The sequence below is a fragment of the Streptomyces sp. NEAU-YJ-81 genome (genome assembly GCF_017592595.1).
GTDB classification, from domain to species: domain Bacteria; phylum Actinomycetota; class Actinomycetes; order Streptomycetales; family Streptomycetaceae; genus Streptomyces; species Streptomyces hygroscopicus_B.
In genome coordinates this window covers 312,602-330,227 of the sequence record NZ_JAGFNO010000009.1, presented here as the reverse complement: position 1 = coordinate 330,227, position 17,626 = coordinate 312,602, and the positions used below count along the sequence as shown (strand labels likewise).

Annotated in this window: 5 protein-coding genes; 2 read left to right on the top strand and 3 right to left on the bottom strand. The window is 72.6% G+C overall.

All coding sequences use genetic code 11. The annotated features are described in order from the left end of the window. Together J5X86_RS22425 and J5X86_RS22420 are read right to left on the bottom strand one after the other, a co-directional pair. Window positions 1-2,142 (bottom strand): type I polyketide synthase (locus J5X86_RS22425; RefSeq protein WP_374229282.1); only part of this gene is annotated, 2,142 nt, incomplete at its 3' end. A 92-nt stretch (window positions 2,143-2,234) separates the two neighbouring features. Beyond that, entirely contained in the window at window positions 2,235-13,256 is an 11,022-nt protein-coding gene (locus J5X86_RS22420) for a type I polyketide synthase (protein ID WP_208518513.1), read from the bottom strand. A gap of 483 nt (window positions 13,257-13,739) precedes the next feature. Here J5X86_RS22420 and rsgA point away from each other — a divergent pair, with 483 nt between their 5' ends. Then, a complete protein-coding gene (rsgA, locus tag J5X86_RS22415; protein ID WP_208518512.1) occupies window positions 13,740-14,849 on the top strand; it encodes a ribosome small subunit-dependent GTPase A in 1,110 nt (369 codons plus the stop codon). A gap of 165 nt (window positions 14,850-15,014) precedes the next feature. Here the strand turns inward: rsgA and J5X86_RS22410 are convergent, their stop codons facing one another. Further along, a complete protein-coding gene (locus J5X86_RS22410) occupies window positions 15,015-15,413 on the bottom strand; it encodes a PPOX class F420-dependent oxidoreductase (protein WP_208518511.1) in 399 nt (132 codons plus the stop codon). Window positions 15,414-15,588: 175 nt separating this feature from the next. Between J5X86_RS22410 and J5X86_RS22405 the strand changes: the two genes are divergently transcribed. After that, window positions 15,589-17,040: an NAD(P)/FAD-dependent oxidoreductase gene (locus J5X86_RS22405; protein WP_208518510.1), complete on the top strand. Its 1,452-nt coding sequence runs from the start codon at window positions 15,589-15,591 to the stop codon at window positions 17,038-17,040. Window positions 17,041-17,626 lie beyond the last annotated feature (586 nt).

Here is a 17,626-nt window from a genome sequence, read left to right as displayed (position 1 = left end):
GGCGATCCATACGTCGTCGTGGCCGGTCAGTAGCTCGTGTGCCTGGTCGGCGGGGGTGGTCAGGGAGACCATGCCGCCGTGTCCGGCGAGTTCCTCCGCGATGAGGCGGCTGCGGAGGGCGATGAGTCGGGCGCCGTCGTCGAGGGTGAGGGCACCGGCTACGCATGCGGCGGCGATCTCGCCTTGTGAGTGGCCGATGACGGCGGAGGGCTCGATGCCGAGTGAACGCCACACCTGGGCGAGGGAGACCATGACGGCCCAGAGGGCGGGCTGGACCACGTCCACCCGTTCCAGCGCGGTGTCGTCGGAGGTCTCGCGTAGGACGTCGAGGAGGTCCCAGTCGATGTGCGGGGCGAGGGCCTGGGCGCACTGGTCGATGGTTTCGGCGAACGCCGGTGTGGTGGTGAGGAGTTCGGCGGCCATGCCGACCCACTGCGAACCCTGCCCCGGAAAGACGAAGACCGCGCCGGAGGGCGGTTCTGCCGGGGCCACGCCGCTGACTACGTGGGGGGCGGGTTCGCCGGTGGCGATGGCGTCCAGTCCGGCCAGGAAGGTGTCCCGGTCGGCGGCCACGACCACCGCCCGGTGTTCGAGCGCGGCGCGGTGTTGGGCGAGGGTCCAGCCGATGTCGGCGGGATGCCGGTCGCTGGTGGTGGCGAAGGCGCGCAGTTGTGCTGCCTGTGCTCGTAGCGCGGGCTCGGAGCGTGCGGAGATCACCCACGGCAGCGCGCCCTCGGTGGGTGCGGATTCGGTCGTGGTCTCTGCGTGTGGTGCCGCTTCGAGGATGACGTGTGCGTTGGTGCCGCTGACTCCGAACGAGGACACCGCCGCGCGGCGTGCTCGTTCGGCCTCGGGCCAGGGCGTGTTCGCGGTCACCAGCGTCACCGCGCCGGAGGCCCAGTCCACATGCGGGGTCGGCTCGTCCACATGCAGGGTGCGCGGCACCACGTCGTTGCGCATGGCCAGGACCATCTTGATCACACCGGCCATGCCCGCCGCGGCCTGGGTGTGGCCGATGTTGGATTTCACCGAGCCCAGCAGTGCGGGGCGTTCGGCGGGCCGGTCCTGGCCGTAGGTGGCGAGCAGGGCCTGTGCCTCGATCGGATCGCCGAGCGCTGTGCCCGTTCCGTGCGCCTCGATCACATCCACCTCGGACGAAGCCACGCTCGCGTCGGCCAGCGCGTCCCGGATCACTCGCCGTTGGGCGGGGCCGTTGGGCGCGGTGAGGCCGTTGGAGGCGCCGTCCTGGTTGACCGCCGAGCCGCGGATCACGCCGAGCACCTGGTGGCCGTTGCGGCGGGCGTCGGAGAGCCGTTCCACCAGCAGCAGCCCCACGCCCTCCGCCGCGCCCATGCCGTCCGCGGCGGCGGCGAACGCCTTGCACCGGCCGTCCCGGGCCAGCCCCTGCTGCCTGCTGAACTCGGTGAACAGATCCGGTGTGGACATCACGGCGACACCGCCGACGACCGCCATCCCGCAGTCGCCGTTGCGCAGCGCCCGCACTCCCAGATGCAGCGCCACCAGCGAGGAGGAACACGCGGTGTCCACGGTGAGGGCCGGGCCGGTCAGCCCGAAGGTGTAGGCGATACGGCCCGAGACGACGCTGCCCGCGACACCGGTCATGGCATGGCCCTCGACCTCCTCCGGGATCGCGGGCAGCCTGCTGCCGTAGTCATGGAAGCTGGCGCCGATGAACACCCCGGTCCGGCTGCCGCGCAGCGACTCCGGATCGATGCCCGATCGCTCGAACAGCTCCCAGGAGGTCTCCAGCAGCAGCCGCTGCTGGGGGTCCATGGCAAGCGCCTCACGTGGTGAGATGCCGAAGAAGCCGGCGTCGAACTCGCCCGCGTCATGGAGGAATCCGCCCTCGGCGGTGTACGAGGTGCCCGGCCGTTCGCCGTCCGGGTCGGCCAGCGCCGCCAGATCCCAGCCACGGTCGGCCGGGAACCCGGAAATGGCGTCCCCGCCTCCCTCGACGAGCTCCCACAGCGCCTCGGGCGAGGCCACTCCGCCGGGGTAGCGGCAGCTCATTCCGACGATCGCCACCGGCTCACCGGCCGCCGACTCCGCCGCCCGCAGTTGCGCCCGCGTCTCCTTGAGCTCCGCGGTGACCCGGGTCAGATAGTGGCGGAGCTTGTGCACATCGTCCATGTCGGTGCTCCATGCGAAGAGTCGGCGGTGAGAGGTGAGTAGGCGGGACAGACCGGCTGGTGAGCGGGCGGGGCGGAACGGGGTCAGGAGATCCCGAATTCCTTCTCGATGTAGTCGAAGAGCTCGTCGTTGGTGGCCGCTTCGAGGTCCTCGGACGCCACCGGTTCCTCGACGGCGTTCGCGGTGTCCACGGTGTCCACGGCGGACCGGAGCAGCCGGCGCAGTCGGTCGGCGATCTCGGAGCGGGCGGGGGCGTCGCTCGGCAGCGTCCCCAATAGCCGTTCCAAACGGTCGAGTTCGGCCGTGCCATCGCTCGTGGCCGCTTCGACGGCGCCATCCGGGCCGCTGGTATCGGGCGCGGTGCCGGGGAAGAGCTGTGTGCTCAGATAGCCGACGAGTTCGGCCACCGTCGGGAAGTCGAAGATCAGGGTGGCGGGCAGTGGGAGCCCCGTGACGCTCCCGAGCCGGTTGCGCAGCTCCACCGCGGTGACCGAGTCCAGACCGAGCTCCAGGAACGGCCGCCTGGTGCCCACGGCCTCGGCCGAGTCATGGCCGAGGACGGCGGCCACCTGGCCGCGTACGGCATCGAGGAGCCGCCGTTCGCGTTCCTCGGGCTTCGCGTCGGCGAGCCGGTCGCGCAGGGACGCCACCGTACCGCCACCGGGGGCCTCGGCCCCCGCACCGTCGGCCGGGCCGAGTGCTCGCCGGGCCTCGGGGATCTCATCGAGCAGATGGCTGGGGCGGGCGGCGGTGTAGGCGTGGGCGAAGCGGTCCCAGTCGACATCGGCGATGACCAGGGCCGTCTCGCCGTCCGCCAGCGCCGCCTCCAGCGCGCGGATCGCCGACTCCGGCGGCAGCAGCGGTACGCCATGGCGCAGCCGCAGCTCGGTCACCGCGTCCCGTTCGGCCATACCGCCCCGCGCCCAGGAACCCCAGGCCACGGAGGTGGCCACCAGCCCCCGCGAGCGGCGGTGGCGGGCCAGGGCGTCCACATAGGCGTTGCCGGGCGCGTAGTTGCCCTGGCCCACCATGCCCACGGTGCCCGCCAGGGAGGAGAACAGCACGAACGCGGACAGCTCCAGGTCCCGGGTCAGCTCATGCAGCCGCCACGCCGCATCGGCCTTGACCCGCAGCACGCGGTCCACCTGCTCGGGGGTGAGGGCGGAGATGGCGGCGTCGTCCAGGACGGCCGCCGTGTGGAACACCGAGGTCAGCGGGTACGCGGCCGGAATCGACGCCACGAGCGCGCGGAGTGCGGCGGCGTCCCCGACGTCGCAGGCCGCCACCGTCGCCTTGGCTCCCGATGCGGTCAGCTCCGCCACCAGCTCGGCCGCTCCCGGCGCGGTGTCGCCCCGGCGGCTGACGAGCAGCAGATGCTCGGCGCCACGGGCCGCGAGCCGACGGGCCACCTGGCTGCCGAGGGCCCCGGTGCCACCGGTGATCAGGACCGTACCGGGGCCGGGGGCCCAGCCGTCGTCGAGCACATCGCCGAGGCGTGGCGCCCTGACGATACGGCGTCCGAGGATCCCGGCGGCGCGGACCGCCACCTGGTCCTCGTGGGTACCGGCGGCCAGCACGGCGCACAACCGGGCCGTCGTCCGTTCGTCCAGCTCCTGGGGCAGATCCACCAACCCGCCCCAGCGAGTGGCGAGTTCCTGTGCCGCCACCCGCCCCAGACCCCACACCAGCGCCTGCGCCGGGCCCATCAGCGGATCGTGGCCGCCGACGGACACCGCGCCCTGGGTGACACACCACAGCGGCGCGAACAGACCCGCCGCCTCCAGGCCCTGGATCAGCCGCAGAGTGCGGTGCAGCCCGACGGCCTCGTCACGGGCGAGCAACGAGAGCACACCGACGACGGGCGCCGTGGTGTGCGGGGCGAGCGCGGCGATGGTGTCGGCCCAGCGGCGCGGATCGTCGGGCGCCACGACCACCGTCTCCACCATGGCCCCGTGCCGGTTCAGGGCCGTGGCGACCGCCTCATGCAGCGCCCCGCCCTTCTGCTCGGGCGCGAGGACCACGAGCCACGTGCCGGACAGCGCGGGCGCGGTGGTGTCGGGCAGCGGCCTCCAGTCCTCGCGATACCGCCACGCATCCATCGTGGACGCCGCGCTCTGCCGTCGACGCCACGCCGACAGCGCGGGGAGCAGGGTCGTCAACTCCGCCTGTGACTCCTCCAACCGCAGGGTCCGCGCCAGCCCCTCCAGGTCCTCGCGCTCCACGACCTCCCAGAAACCCGCGTGCGCATCCGGGCCCGCGGTGTCGCGGTGCCGGTGCGGGGCCGCGGTGTCCAGCCAGTAGTGGTGGCGTTGGAAGGGGTAGGTGGGGAGGTTGGTGGGGGTGTGGGGGGTGAGCACCGTTCGCCAGTTGGGTGTGAGGCCGTGGGTCCAGAGGGTGGCGAGGGTGGTGAGGAGTTGCTGGACGCCACCGTGGTTGCGGCGGAGGGTGCCGGTGGCGTGGGTGCCGGTTTCCTGGATGGCGGTGGTGAGGACGGGGTGGGGGCTGGTTTCGAGGTAGAGGGTGTGTCCGTCGGTGGCGAGGGTGTGGACGGTGTCGTGGAAGCGGACGGGTTGGCGGAGGTTGCGGTACCAGTACTCGGCGTTGAGGGTTGCGCCGTCGATGGGGGTGGCGGTGACGGTGGAGTACATGGGGATGTCGCCGGTGCGGGGGGTGATGGGTGCGGCGAGCCGGAGGAGCTGCTCCCGGATGCGTTCGATGTGAGGGGTGTGGGAGGCGTAGTCGACGGCGATCGCTCGGGCCCGGATCCCGGTGGCTTCCGCTTGTGCCATGACGTCGGTGAGTGCGGTGGGGGTTCCGGCGATGACGGTGGAGGTGGGTCCGTTGACGGTGGCGATCCATACGTCGTCGTGGCCGGTCAGTAGCTCGTGTGCCTGGTCGGCGGGGGTGGTCAGGGAGACCATGCCGCCGTGTCCGGCGAGTTCCTCCGCGATGAGGCGGCTGCGGAGGGCGATGAGTCGGGCGCCGTCGTCGAGGGTGAGGGCACCGGCTACGCATGCGGCGGCGATCTCGCCTTGTGAGTGGCCGATGACGGCGGAGGGCTCGATGCCGAGTGAACGCCACACCTGGGCGAGGGAGACCATGACGGCCCAGAGGGCGGGCTGGACCACGTCCACCCGTTCCAGCGCGGTGTCGTCGGAGGTCTCGCGTAGGACGTCGAGGAGGTCCCAGTCGATGTGCGGGGCGAGGGCCTGGGCGCACTGGTCGATGGTTTCGGCGAACGCCGGTGTGGTGGTGAGGAGTTCGGCGGCCATGCCGACCCACTGCGAACCCTGCCCCGGAAAGACGAAGACCGCGCCGGAGGGCGGTTCTGCCGGGGCCACGCCGCTGACTACGTGGGGGGCGGGTTCGCCGGTGGCGATGGCGTCCAGTCCGGCCAGGAAGGTGTCCCGGTCGGCGGCCACGACCACCGCCCGGTGTTCGAGCGCGGCGCGGTGTTGGGCGAGGGTCCAGCCGATGTCGGCGGGATGCCGGTCGCTGGTGGTGGCGAAGGCGCGCAGTTGTGCTGCCTGTGCTCGTAGCGCGGGCTCGGAGCGTGCGGAGATCACCCACGGCAGCGCGCCCTCGGTGGGTGCGGATTCGGTCGTGGTCTCTGCGTGTGGTGCCGCTTCGAGGATGACGTGTGCGTTGGTGCCGCTGACTCCGAACGAGGACACCGCCGCGCGGCGTGCTCGTTCGGCCTCGGGCCAGGGCGTGTTCGCGGTCACCAGCGTCACCGCGCCGGAGGCCCAGTCCACATGCGGGGTCGGCTCGTCCACATGCAGGGTGCGTGGAACGACGCCGTGGCGCAGGGCCAGCACCATCTTGATGATGCCCGCGACCCCGGCCGCCGCGCCGGCGTGGCCGACATGGGCCTTCATCGAGCCCAGCAGCGCGGGCCGGTCGGCGGATCGGGCCTGGCCGTAGGTGGCGAGCAGGGCCTGGGCCTCGATGGGGTCGCCCAGCGCCGTACCGGTCCCGTGTGCCTCGATCACATCCACGTCGGAGGGCGTCAGGCGTGCGTTCGCCAACGCCTGCTGGATGACCGCCTGTTGGGCGGGGCCGTTGGGTGCGGTGAGGCCGTTGGAGGCGCCGTCCTGGTTGACCGCCGAGCCACGGATGACGGCCAGCACCTGGTGGCCGTTGCGGCGGGCCTCCGACAGCCGTTCGACCAGCAGTACGCCCGCGCCCTCCGCCCACGCGGTGCCGTCCGCCGCCGCCGCGAAGGGCTTGCAGCGGCCGTCGGGGGCGAGCCCGCGCTGATGGCTGAACTCGGAGAACACACCCGGTGTGGAGATCACCGAGACGCCGCCCACGAGCGCCATCCCGCAGTCGCCGTTGCGCAGCGCCTGCACGGCCAGATGCAGCGCCACCAGCGAGGACGAACACGCCGTGTCCACCGTGACGGCCGGGCCGGTCAGCCCGAGGCTGTAGGCGACCCGGCCGGATGCCACGCTTCCCGCGGCCCCGGTGAAGAGATAGCCCTCGGCGCCCTTGGTGTCGGCGCCCTCACCGCCATAGCCGTGCGGTACGAGGCCGATGAACACCCCGGTGTGACTGCCGCGCAGCGACAGCGGGTCGATGCCCGCGTGCTCCAGAGCTTCCCAGGAGGTCTCCAGCAGCAGCCGCTGCTGAGGGTCCATCGCCATCGCCTCGCGCGGTGAGATGCCGAAGAAGGCGGCGTCGAAGTCGGCGGCGTCCGGGAGGAATCCGCCCTGGTGGACATAGCTGCTGCCGGGGCGTTCGGGGTCGGGGTGATACAGCGCGTCGAGATCCCAGCCGCGGTCCGCCGGGAAGGGGGAGAGCGTGTCCTGGTCGGACATCAGCAGCCGCCACAGGTCCTCGGGCGACCGTACGCCCGCGGGGAAACGGCAGCTCGTCGCCACGATCGCGATCGGCTCGTCCATGGCGGCGGCCCCCGGCACCACGGCGCCCGTCGCGTACGGGTCCGCTCCGGCGGTGTCCCGGCCCGTGATCCGGTCCAGCACATGTTCGGCCAGCGCCAGGGGCGTCGGATGGTCGAAGACGACGGATGGGGCGAGTGCCGCACCCGTCGCCGTGGCCAGCCGGTTCCGTAGTTCCACGGCGGTCAGTGAGTCGAAGCCGAGCTCCCGGAAGACCTTCCGCGTCTCCACCTCACCCACCGACGACAGCCCCAGCACGGCGGCCGCGTGGCGGCGCACCTCGTCGAGCGCCACCCGCAGCCGCGGCGCGCCCTCGGCCGCGTCGGCCACCCGGCGTGCGAAGCCGTCGAGCGCCTCGGGTCCTTCGGCCGCCTCGGGCCCCTCGGTCCCCACGGCGGACGGCAGATCGACCCGCACGGTGGAGGCGGGGCCGATGGGCGCGAGCCAGTAGCGCTCGCGCTGGAAGGCGTAGGTGGGCAGATCGACGGGTGCGGCGGCGCCGGATGCGAACACCGCCGTCCAGTCGGGGTCCACACCATGGGCCCACAGGGTGGCGAGCGCGCCGAGGAGTTGCCGGACGCCCCCGTGGTCACGGCGCAGGGTGCCGGTGGCGAGGACGGGCCGGTCGGCGGCGTGGCCGGTTTCCTCGACGGCGGTGGTCAGGACCGGATGCGCGCTGGACTCCAGGAAGAGGGTGTGGCCGTCTCCCAGCAGGGCTTGGAGGGTGTGGTGGAGACGGACGGGTTGGCGGAGGTTGAGGTACCAGTACTCGGCGTCGAGGGTTGTGCCGTTGACGGGGGTGGCGGTGACGGTGGAGTACATGGGGATGTCGCCGGTGCGGGGGGTGATGGGTGCGGCGAGCTGGAGGAGCTGTTCCCGGATGCGTTCGACGTGGGGCGTGTGGGAGGCGTAGTCGACGGCGACCGCTCGGGCCCGGACCCCGGTGGCTTCTGCTTGTGCCATGACGTCGGCGAGCCCGGTGGGGCTTCCGGCGACGACGGTGGAGGTGGGCCCGTTGACGGCGGCGATCCATACGTCATCGCGGCCGGTCAGCAGCTCATGCGCCTGGTCGGTGGAGGTGGCGAGGGAGACCATGCCGCCGAGCCCGGCCAGTTCCCGGGCGATGAGGCGGCTGCGCAACGCCACGAGCCGTGCGCCGTCCTCCAGGGAAAGCACACCGGCCACGCACGCGGCCGCGATCTCGCCCTGAGAGTGGCCCACGACGGCGGAGGGCCCGACGCCGAGCGAACGCCACACCTGGGCGAGGGACACCATCACGGCCCAGAGGGCGGGCTGGACCACATCCACCCGTTCCAGCGCCGCGCCATCCCCGGTCTCCCGCAGCACATCGAGCAGATCCCAGCCGATATGCGGGGCCAGGGCCTGAGCACAGCGGTCGATGGATTCGGCGAACACCGGTGAGGCATCCAGCAGTTCAGCGGCCATGCCGACCCACTGCGACCCCTGCCCCGGAAAGACGAACACCGGACCAGCAGCGCCCTCCGACGCACCCTGCACCGCGCCGCCGATCACCTGACCCGCGGGCTCACCGGAGGCGATCGCGTCCAGCCCGGCCAGGAAGTCGTCCCGGTCTCCGGCCACCACCACCGCACGGTGTTCCAGGGCCGCCCGCTGTGTCGCCAGCGCCCACCCGACGTCCGACGGCATGGCGTCGGAGGCGGCGGCAAACTCCCGTAGCCGGGCCGCCTGCGCCCGCAACGCGGCGGGCGTCCGGCCCGACACCACCCATGGCAGCACACCATCCGTCCGCATGGCCGCCGCCGAAGTGGCGGGACGGGCAGCGGGGGAGGGGACGGGGGCCGGTGGGGGCTCTTCCAGGACCACATGGGCGTTGGTCCCGCTGATGCCGAACGACGAGACCCCGGCCCGCCGTGCCCGTCCGGCTTCCGGCCACGGACGCCCCTCGGTCACCAGCTCCACACCGCCGGAGGCCCAGTCGACATGCGGGGTCGGCTCGTCCACATGCAGCGTGGCGGGGACGACCCCGTGCCGCATCGCCATGACCGACTTGATGACGCCCGCGACCCCGGCCGCCGCCTGCGTATGGCCGATGTTGGACTTCACCGAGCCCAGCAGTACGGGCCGATCGGCGGGCCGGTTCTGGCCGTACGTGGCGAGCAGCGCCTGTGCCTCGATCGGATCGCCGAGCGCCGTGCCCGTGCCGTGTGCCTCGATCAGATCCACATCGGAGGGCGACAGGCCCGCGTCCGCCAGCGCCTGCCGGACCACCTGCTCCTGTGAGAGGCCGTTGGGCGCGGTGAGGCCGTTGGAGGCGCCGTCCTGGTTGACCGCCGTGCCACGGATCACCCCGAGCACCCGATGGCCGTTGCGGCGGGCGTCGGACAGCCGCTCCACCAGCAGCATGCCGACGCCCTCCGCCATTCCGGTGCCATCGGCCCCGGCCGCGAACGCCTTGCACCGGCCGTCGCGGGACAGCCCGCCCTGGCGGCTGAACTCGGTGAAGATTCCCGGGGTGTTGAGGACCGTCACCCCGCCGGCCAGGGCCAGTGAGGATTCGCCCCGCCGCAGCGATTGCACCGCGAGATGCAGGGCCACCAGCGAGGACGAGCAGGCGGTGTCCAGGGTGATGGCGGGCCCGGTGAGCCCGAGCAGATAGGCGATGCGGCCTGAGGCGACACTCGCGGTCTTGCCGGTGAGGAGATAGCCGTCCACCGCCTCCGGCGCCTCGTGCAGCCGTGGCCCGTACTCCTGGTCCATGGCGCCGACGAACACACCGGTACGGCTGGCGCGCAGCGCGCCCGGGGTGATGCCCGCGCGCTCCAGCAGCTCCCAGGAGGTCTCCAGCAGCAGCCGTTGCTGAGGGTCCATCGCCAGGGCTTCGCGCGGGGAGATGCCGAAGAAGCGGGCGTCGAAGTCGGTGGCCCCGTCGATGAATCCACCGCTGCGGGCGAAGCTGCTGCCGGCGCCCTCGGTGGCGTGCAGCCGTTCGAGGTCCCAGCCCCGGTCGTCCGGGAACGGCGAGATGGCGTCCCGTCCGTCCGCCACCAGCCGCCACAGGTCCTCCGGGGACCGCACACCACCGGGGAGGCGGCAGCTCATCGCGATGATGGCGATCGGCTCGTCCTCGCCGGTGGCCGCGGCCGGTTCGGAGCGTTCGGAGGGTGCCCCGGAGGGCGCGGGCCCGGCGGCGGACGTGGACGTGGTGGCGGCGAGGTGTTCCGCGAGTCTGGCCGGGGTCGGGTGGCTGAAGAGCGCGGCGGGGGAGAGGCGGGTGCCCAGTGCGGTGTTGATGCGGTTGCACAGATCGCTGAGCGAGATCGAGTCGAAGCCGAGGTCCTTGAAGGTCCGCCCGGTGTCGAGCTCGGCCGCCGTCGTATGTCCGAGGACGGCGGTGGCCTGGGCCCGCACCTGATGGGCCACATCGAGGCCCTGGGCGAGGTCCGGGGCAAGTTCCTGGGCCAGGTCCGTGGCCGCCGTGGCGGCCACGGTGTCGAACCAGTGGCGGCGCCGCTGGAAGGCCCGGCCGGGCAGCTCGGCCCGGCGGGCGCCGGTCCCGGCGAACACCGTCGCCCAGTCGGGGGCGGCCCCGTGCACCCAGAGCTGGGCCAGCGAGAGGAGCAGTCGCCGGGTGTCGCCCTCGCCCCGGCGCAGGGTGCCGACGGCGAGGCCGCCCGTGTCCTGGACGGCGGTGGCGAGGACCGGGTGCGAACTGCTCTCCAGGAAGAGGGAGTTGCCGTCGGTGATCAGGTGCTGGACGGTGTCGTGGAAGCGGACCTGTTCGCGGAGGTTGCGGTACCAGTACGCGGCGTCCAGCGCCTCGCCCGCGATGGGGGCGGCGGTGACGGTCGAGTACATCGGCACGTCCCCGGCGCGCGGGGCGATCGGCGCCGCGAGCCGCAGGAACTCCTCGCGGATCGCCTCGACATGCGGGGTGTGCGAGGCATACGCCGTGGCCACCGCGCGGTGGCGCAGCCCGGCGGCCTCCGCGCTGGCCATGACCTCGGCCAGCCCCTCCAGGCTGCCCCCGACCACCGTCGCGCCGGGGCCGTTGACCGCGGCGATCCATACGTCGTCCCGGCCCGCGAACAGCTCGGCCGCCCGCTCCGCCGACGCGCCGATGGACGCGAGACCGCCCCCGCCGATCAGCGCCCCGGCGAGTCGGCTGCGCACGGCGATCAGCCGGGCGCCGTCCTCCAGCGACAGCGCTCCGGCCGCGCAGGCGGCCGCGATCTCGCCCTGTGAGTGGCCCACCACCGCCGACGGGACGACGCCGAGCGAACGCCACACCCGCGTCAGCGAGACCATCACGGCCCAGAGCGCGGGCTGCAGCACTTCCGCCCGCTCCAGCGCGGCGCCGTCCTCGGTCTCCCGCAGAACGTCGAGGAGGTCCCAGTCGGTGTGCGGGGCCATTGCCCGGGCGCACCGGTCGATGGATGCGGCGAACACGGGCGAGACGTCGAGCAGTTCGGCGGCCATGCCCACCCACTGCGATCCTTGACCCGGAAAGACGAACACCGGACCCGCGGTCGACTCGCTCGCAGCCACCCCATTGACCACATGGGCGGAGGGCTCACCGGAAGCCAGCGCGTCCAGCCCGGCCAGGAACCCGTCGCGGTCCCCGGCCACCACCACGGCACGGTGTTCCAGCGCCGTTCGGTGCTCCGCGAGCGACCAAGCGATGTCGACGGGGGAGACCTCACCGTCCGCCGCGAACTCCCGTAGCCGCGCCGCCTGCGCCCGTACTCCGGCAGCCGACCGACCCGAGACCACCCACGGCAGCACCGCACCGGCCAGGGCACCCGGGACCCGGCCGCGGGCGCCCCCGTCACCGCCCCGCACACCCGGGACACCGCCCCGGACGCCCGCGCCCCCGGCCTCGCCACCCTCCGCGAGCCGCCCCACCGGGGCCCGCTCCACGATCACATGGGCGTTGGTCCCGCCGACGCCGAAGGACGACACCCCGGCGATCAGCGGCGCATCCGGGCGCGGCCACGCCGACAGCGCGGTCTGCACCCGCAGATTCCACTCCTCCAGCGGAATCGCGGGGTTGGGGGTGCGGAAGTTGAGGCTGGGCGGGAGATGCGCCGCCTTGAGGCAGAGCAGGACCTTGATCAGGCCGGTGATCCCCGCGGCCCCTTCCAGATGGCCCACGTTCGTCTTGGCGGACCCCACCAGCAGCGGGCGGTCCTTCGTGCGTGCGGCGCCGACCACCTCGGCCAGCGCCGCCGCCTCGATGGGGTCGCCGACGGCCGTGCCGGTGCCGTGCAGTTCGACGTACTGCACCTCGTCGGGGCCGACCCCGGCCGCGGCGTACGCCCGGCGCAGCACCTCCTCCTGGGCGGTCCGGCTGGGGGTGGTGAGACTGTCCCCGCCGCCGTCGTTGTTGACCGCGCCGCCGCGCAGCACCCCATGGATCCGGTCGCCGTCGGCGAGCGCGCGGGCGAGGGGTTTGAGCAGCACCAGACCGCCGCCCTCGCCTCGGACGAAGCCGTTGGCCCGGGCGTCGAAGGTGAAACACCGGCCGTCCGGGGAGAGCCCACCGAAGCGTGCGGCGCTGAGCGCGCCGTCGTACGCGAGATTGAGGTGGACACCGCCCGCGAGAGCGGTGTCGCATTCGCCGTTGCGCAGGCTCTGGCAGGCCGTGTGCACCGCGACCAGCGAGGACGACTGGCCCGAGTCCACCACCATGCTGGGGCCGCGGGTGCGCAGCAGATAGGAGAGCCGGTTGGCGATCATGCCGCGCTGGAGACCGGTCAGGGTGTGATGGGTGACCGCGGAATCGCCGTGCCGCCGCAGCAACGTGGCGTAGTCGTCGTTGATGGCGCCGACGAACACCCCTGTCCGCCCTTGCGCGATCCGGGCCGGGGTGAGGCCCGCGTCTTCCAGGGTTTCCCAGCCGAGTTCGAGCATCAGCCGCTGCTGGGGGTCCATGGCGGCGGCCTCGCGCGGCGATATACCGAAGAAGTCGGCGTCGAAGTGGTCCGCCCGGTCCAGGAAGGCGCCGAATTCCATCCCCGCTTCGGCTTCGGGCCCGGACCCGCCGCCGGATTGATGTGGCGTCCATCGATCTTCCGGTACGGAAGTCACCGTGTCCGCGCCGTCGCTGAGCAGCCGCCAGAATTCCTCGGGCGTCCGGGCTCCGGGTAAACGACAAGAGAAACCGATGACCGCTACCGAATCATGGACATGGTGATGCCATGGCGAATCGGCGACTGTGGACAACTAGGTACACTCCCCCGTGACCTGGTGACCTGACGTATTTATCGCACCGTGCAATCCGGCCTTGATCGATGACGTGATGACTCGATGGAACGGCGGAACGCGAATAATCCATTGACATGACGGCTGGATGGTGGTCATGGCACGACAAAGATCAACTGTCGTGAAGGTACCTCAGCGTCCGAGAGACGCGCAAGCATGTTCGGGAACCCTGTTGAGGAGCCATGTTCCGCTGCCGATAGGGCCGTTGGTGGCGACCGTTCGCTTTCAACGAAAGAAAATGGATGGCGCCCTCGCGCGGGGATGGGCTACGGTTTCCCCGTTCCGTGTTGGCCCGTGTTGCTACGCGTTGAGGAAAGCAGGAGGTGAGGACATTGATGACGGTCACGGTGGCGAGCGCCGCTCGCGTTCAGGAGTTCCTCGTTTCCACCCCTGCGGCCTCCGGCTGACACCTCTTCGGAGGCCGCTCTTCGAAGGGTTTCCTCCGTGTTCAACACTTCCCCTGACTCCGCGTCTTCGCACGCTCTCACCGCCTATGGCTGGGACGACGGCTGGGCGGACGCGTTCGCCCCGTACGCCGCGCAGGACCTGATGCCCGGGCGGGTGCTCCGCGTGGACCGTGGCCTGTGCGATCTCGTCACGCCCCTGGGCACCGTACGGGCGGACACCGAGCTGGTGACGCCGCGCGATCCGATGCGGATCGTGTGCACCGGCGACTGGGCCGCCGTGGACGCCGAGGGCGATCCGCGCTACGTCCGGACGCTGCTGACGCGCCGTACCGCCCTCGTACGGTCCACCTCGTCGAAGCGCTCGGACGGCCAGGTGCTGGCGGCCAACGCCGACCACGCCGTCATCGCCGTCTCCCTCGCCGCCGAACTCGACCTGGGCCGGGTGGAGCGGTTCACCGCGCTGGCCTGGGAGAGCGGCGCCCAGCCGCTGCTCGTCCTCACCAAGGCCGATCTGGTGCCCGACCCGGACACCCTGGGCCATCTGGTGTCCGACACCGAGACGGCGGCGCCCGGTGTGCGGGTGCTGCCGGTCAGCTCCGCCACGGGGGAGGGGCTGGAGGAGCTCGGCGCCCTGCTCGCCCCCGGCACCTCGGTACTGCTCGGCCAGTCCGGCGCGGGCAAGTCCACGCTGGCGAACGCGCTGGTGGGCGCGGTCGTCCAGGACGTACGCGCCATCCGCGACAGCGACGGCAAGGGGCGGCACACCACGACCACCCGCGATCTGCTGCCCCTGCCCTCGGGCGGGGTGCTGATCGACACCCCGGGGCTGCGCGGGGTGGGGATGTGGGACGCCGAGGGCGGTGTCGCACAGGCGTTCGCCGAGATCGCGGAGCTCGCCGAGCGGTGCCGCTTCCCCGACTGCGCACACGAGGTCGAGCCGGGGTGCGCGGTGCTCGCCGCGATCGACGACGGATCGCTGCCGGAGCGGCGGCTGGAGAGCTACCGCAAGCTGCTGCGGGAGAACGAGCGGCTCGCGGCCCGTACGGACGCGCGGCTGCGAGCCGAGATGCGGCGGGACTGGAAGCAGCGGCAGGCGCTCGGCCGCCACATGATGGAGCGCAAGCGCGGACCGATGCGCAAGCCGTAGCGGTACGCCCTGGGGCGCGCCCCGGGGGGGCCGGGGGCAGGTGCCGTCGGGTTACGTCGGTGGGGTGACGCCGGTCGGGTTACCCCATCTGGTCGGCCCGGGCGTCCGGACGCCCAGGCCGGGCGGCTCATCGGCACCGGTCAGCTCACGGCCCGGGTCGTGGGGTCAGCTCACGGTCCGGCTCGTGGCCCCCGGCACGTCCTCCAGCCCCCAGCTGTACACCCAGCGCGGATGGATCCGGATGACCTCGTCGCTCGCATAGGCGCCGAGGTCATGCGGCCCCACGCGCCGCTCCGCCTCCCCGCGGATCTCCACCCCGCACACCATCCACGGCTGCTCGCTCACCAGGCTGTCGACGACCAGCGCCACCTTCGGATGCGTGCCGGTGTTGCGCCACTTCTTCGTCCTGCCCATGGCGAAGCCGCCGATGTCGACCGTGCCGTCCTCGTTGAGGAAGAACGCCACCGGGTTCGCCTGCGGCTGGCCGTCCGCGTCCACGGTGGCCAACCGGCCGATCCGCTGCGATCTGAGGTAGCCGGCCTCGGGTTCCGTGAAAACAGTCATGCGATCACTGTCACGTGCACTGTCGCGCGTCCGCGACCGGTGCGCATGAGCCGCGGGACCCGCACCACCTGCGCCAAGAGCGCTCGACCGAAACGCCGATTCGGGTGGCTGTGCGCGGTAACTCGACGCCACGATGACCCTGAGACGGTGATACGGAACGAGAGAGCGAGCTGCGATGAACCAGGCCAGGGACGAGTACGACGTCATCGTGCTGGGCGCGGGCCCGGTCGGCGAGAATGTGGCCGACCGGACCCGCGCGGCCGGGCTCTCCACGGCGATCGTGGAGCGTGAGCTGGTCGGCGGTGAGTGTTCGTACTGGGCCTGCGTCCCCAGTAAGGCGCTGCTGCGCCCGGTGCTCGCGCGGGCCGAGGCGCGCCAGGTGCCGGGGCTGCGGCAGGCGGTCGGCGGAGCGCTGGCCGCGGCCGATGTCTTCGCGTACCGCGACAAGCAGGTCGGCAACTGGAAGGACGACGGTGCGCTCCCCTGGCTGGAGTCGGCCGGAATCGACTTGGTGCGCGGCCACGGGCGGCTGGTCGGGCCGCAGCGGGTCGCGGTGATGCCGCCGGACGGATCCGGCGGCGATGAGCGGATCCTCACCGCCCGGCACGCCGTGGCCGTCTGCACCGGAACCCGGGCCTCGCTGCCCGACCTGCCCGGGATCGCCGACGTCCAGCCCTGGACCAGCCGGGAGGCCACCAGCTCCTCCTCGGTGCCGGAGAGGCTGATCATCGTGGGCGGCGGTGTGGTGGCCTGCGAGATGGCCACGGCCTGGAACGGCCTCGGCTCGCGCGTCACCGTGCTGGTGCGCGGCTCCGGGCTGCTGGAGCGGATCGAGCCGTTCGCGGGCGAGCTGGTGGCCGAGACGCTGAGGCAGGCCGGGGCCGAGATCCGCACCGGTACGTCGGTGAAGGGCCTCGCCCGGCCGGGTGGGACGGACGGACCGGTCACGGTGACCCTGGAGAGCGGGGAACGGCTCGAGGCGGACGAGGTGCTGTTCGCCACCGGGCGCACCCCGCACACCGATGACCTGGGCCTGGAGACGGTGGGCCTCGAACCGGGCGGCTGGCTGACGGTCGACGAGACCTGCCGGGTGCGGGACGTACCGGGCGGCTGGCTGTACGGGGTGGGCGACGTCAACCACCAGGCGCTCCTCACCCACCAGGGTAAATACCAGGCGCGGATCGCGGGCGCGGCGATCGGGGCACGCGCGCGGGGCGTCGCGCGGCTGGACACGGACCGCTGGGGCGAGTACGCGACCACCGCGGACGAGGCGGCCGTTCCGCAGGTCGTCTTCACCGACCCGGAGGTCGCCGCGGTCGGGCTGACCGCCGAGCAGGCCGAGGCCGAGGGCCGCAGCATCCGTGTCGTCGACGTCGACATGGGTCAGGTCGAGGGCGCGGTGCTGTACGCGGACGGTTACCGCGGCCAGGCCCGTATGGTCGTCGACCTGGACCGGGGCCATCCGATCGGCATCACGTTCGTCGGGCCCGGGGTCAGCGAACTGCTCCACTCGGCGACGATCGCCATTGCGGGCGAGGTCCCCATCGAGCGGCTGTGGCATGCGGTGCCGTCGTTCCCCACGATCAGCGAGGTCTGGCTGCGGCTCCTGGAGGCGTACCGGGGCTGAGGGCTGAGGGCTGAGGCGTGGGCCGCTTTGGGCCCACTGGGGCCCAGGGCAGGGCACGTGGGCCCGGGTCACACGGGGGTCTCCTTGGGCCTGGGGCGCGAGGGGCCGCATCGCGTTCGGGGTGCGTGGGATCGCCGTGGGCCCGGCCCCTCGCGGGCCGGGCGCGCGGATTGCGTTCCGCCTCCCGCCCCTTCCTGGTCTGTTTTTTGGGCTCCGCCCGATGTCCCCGAGGGCGTGTCCAGCGGGCTTGAGCGGCTCTTGGGCGGGCCTCGTGCCGGTCATCGCGTGGTGTTCCCGTGGAGCCTCCCTGTGGACAATGTGGGGATGAGCCAGCAGGGCGACCGACGCCGTCATGAGGACGACTGGTGGGGCGAGTTGTACGACCCACGGCGTGCCGACGCGGGGCCCGCCGCGGCCTCGGACTCCGTGGACGACCGGTTCGATTCGGCCTCCCGCACGCTCGCCGGCGCCGAGGACGCCGGTAACCAGAGACCGGCCGCGGGCGCCCCCTGGGGCCCGCGGACGGGGGAACCGGGCGACGCCGCCCCGGGCTCCGACGCCGACACGGGAGGTGGCCCGCAGGGGT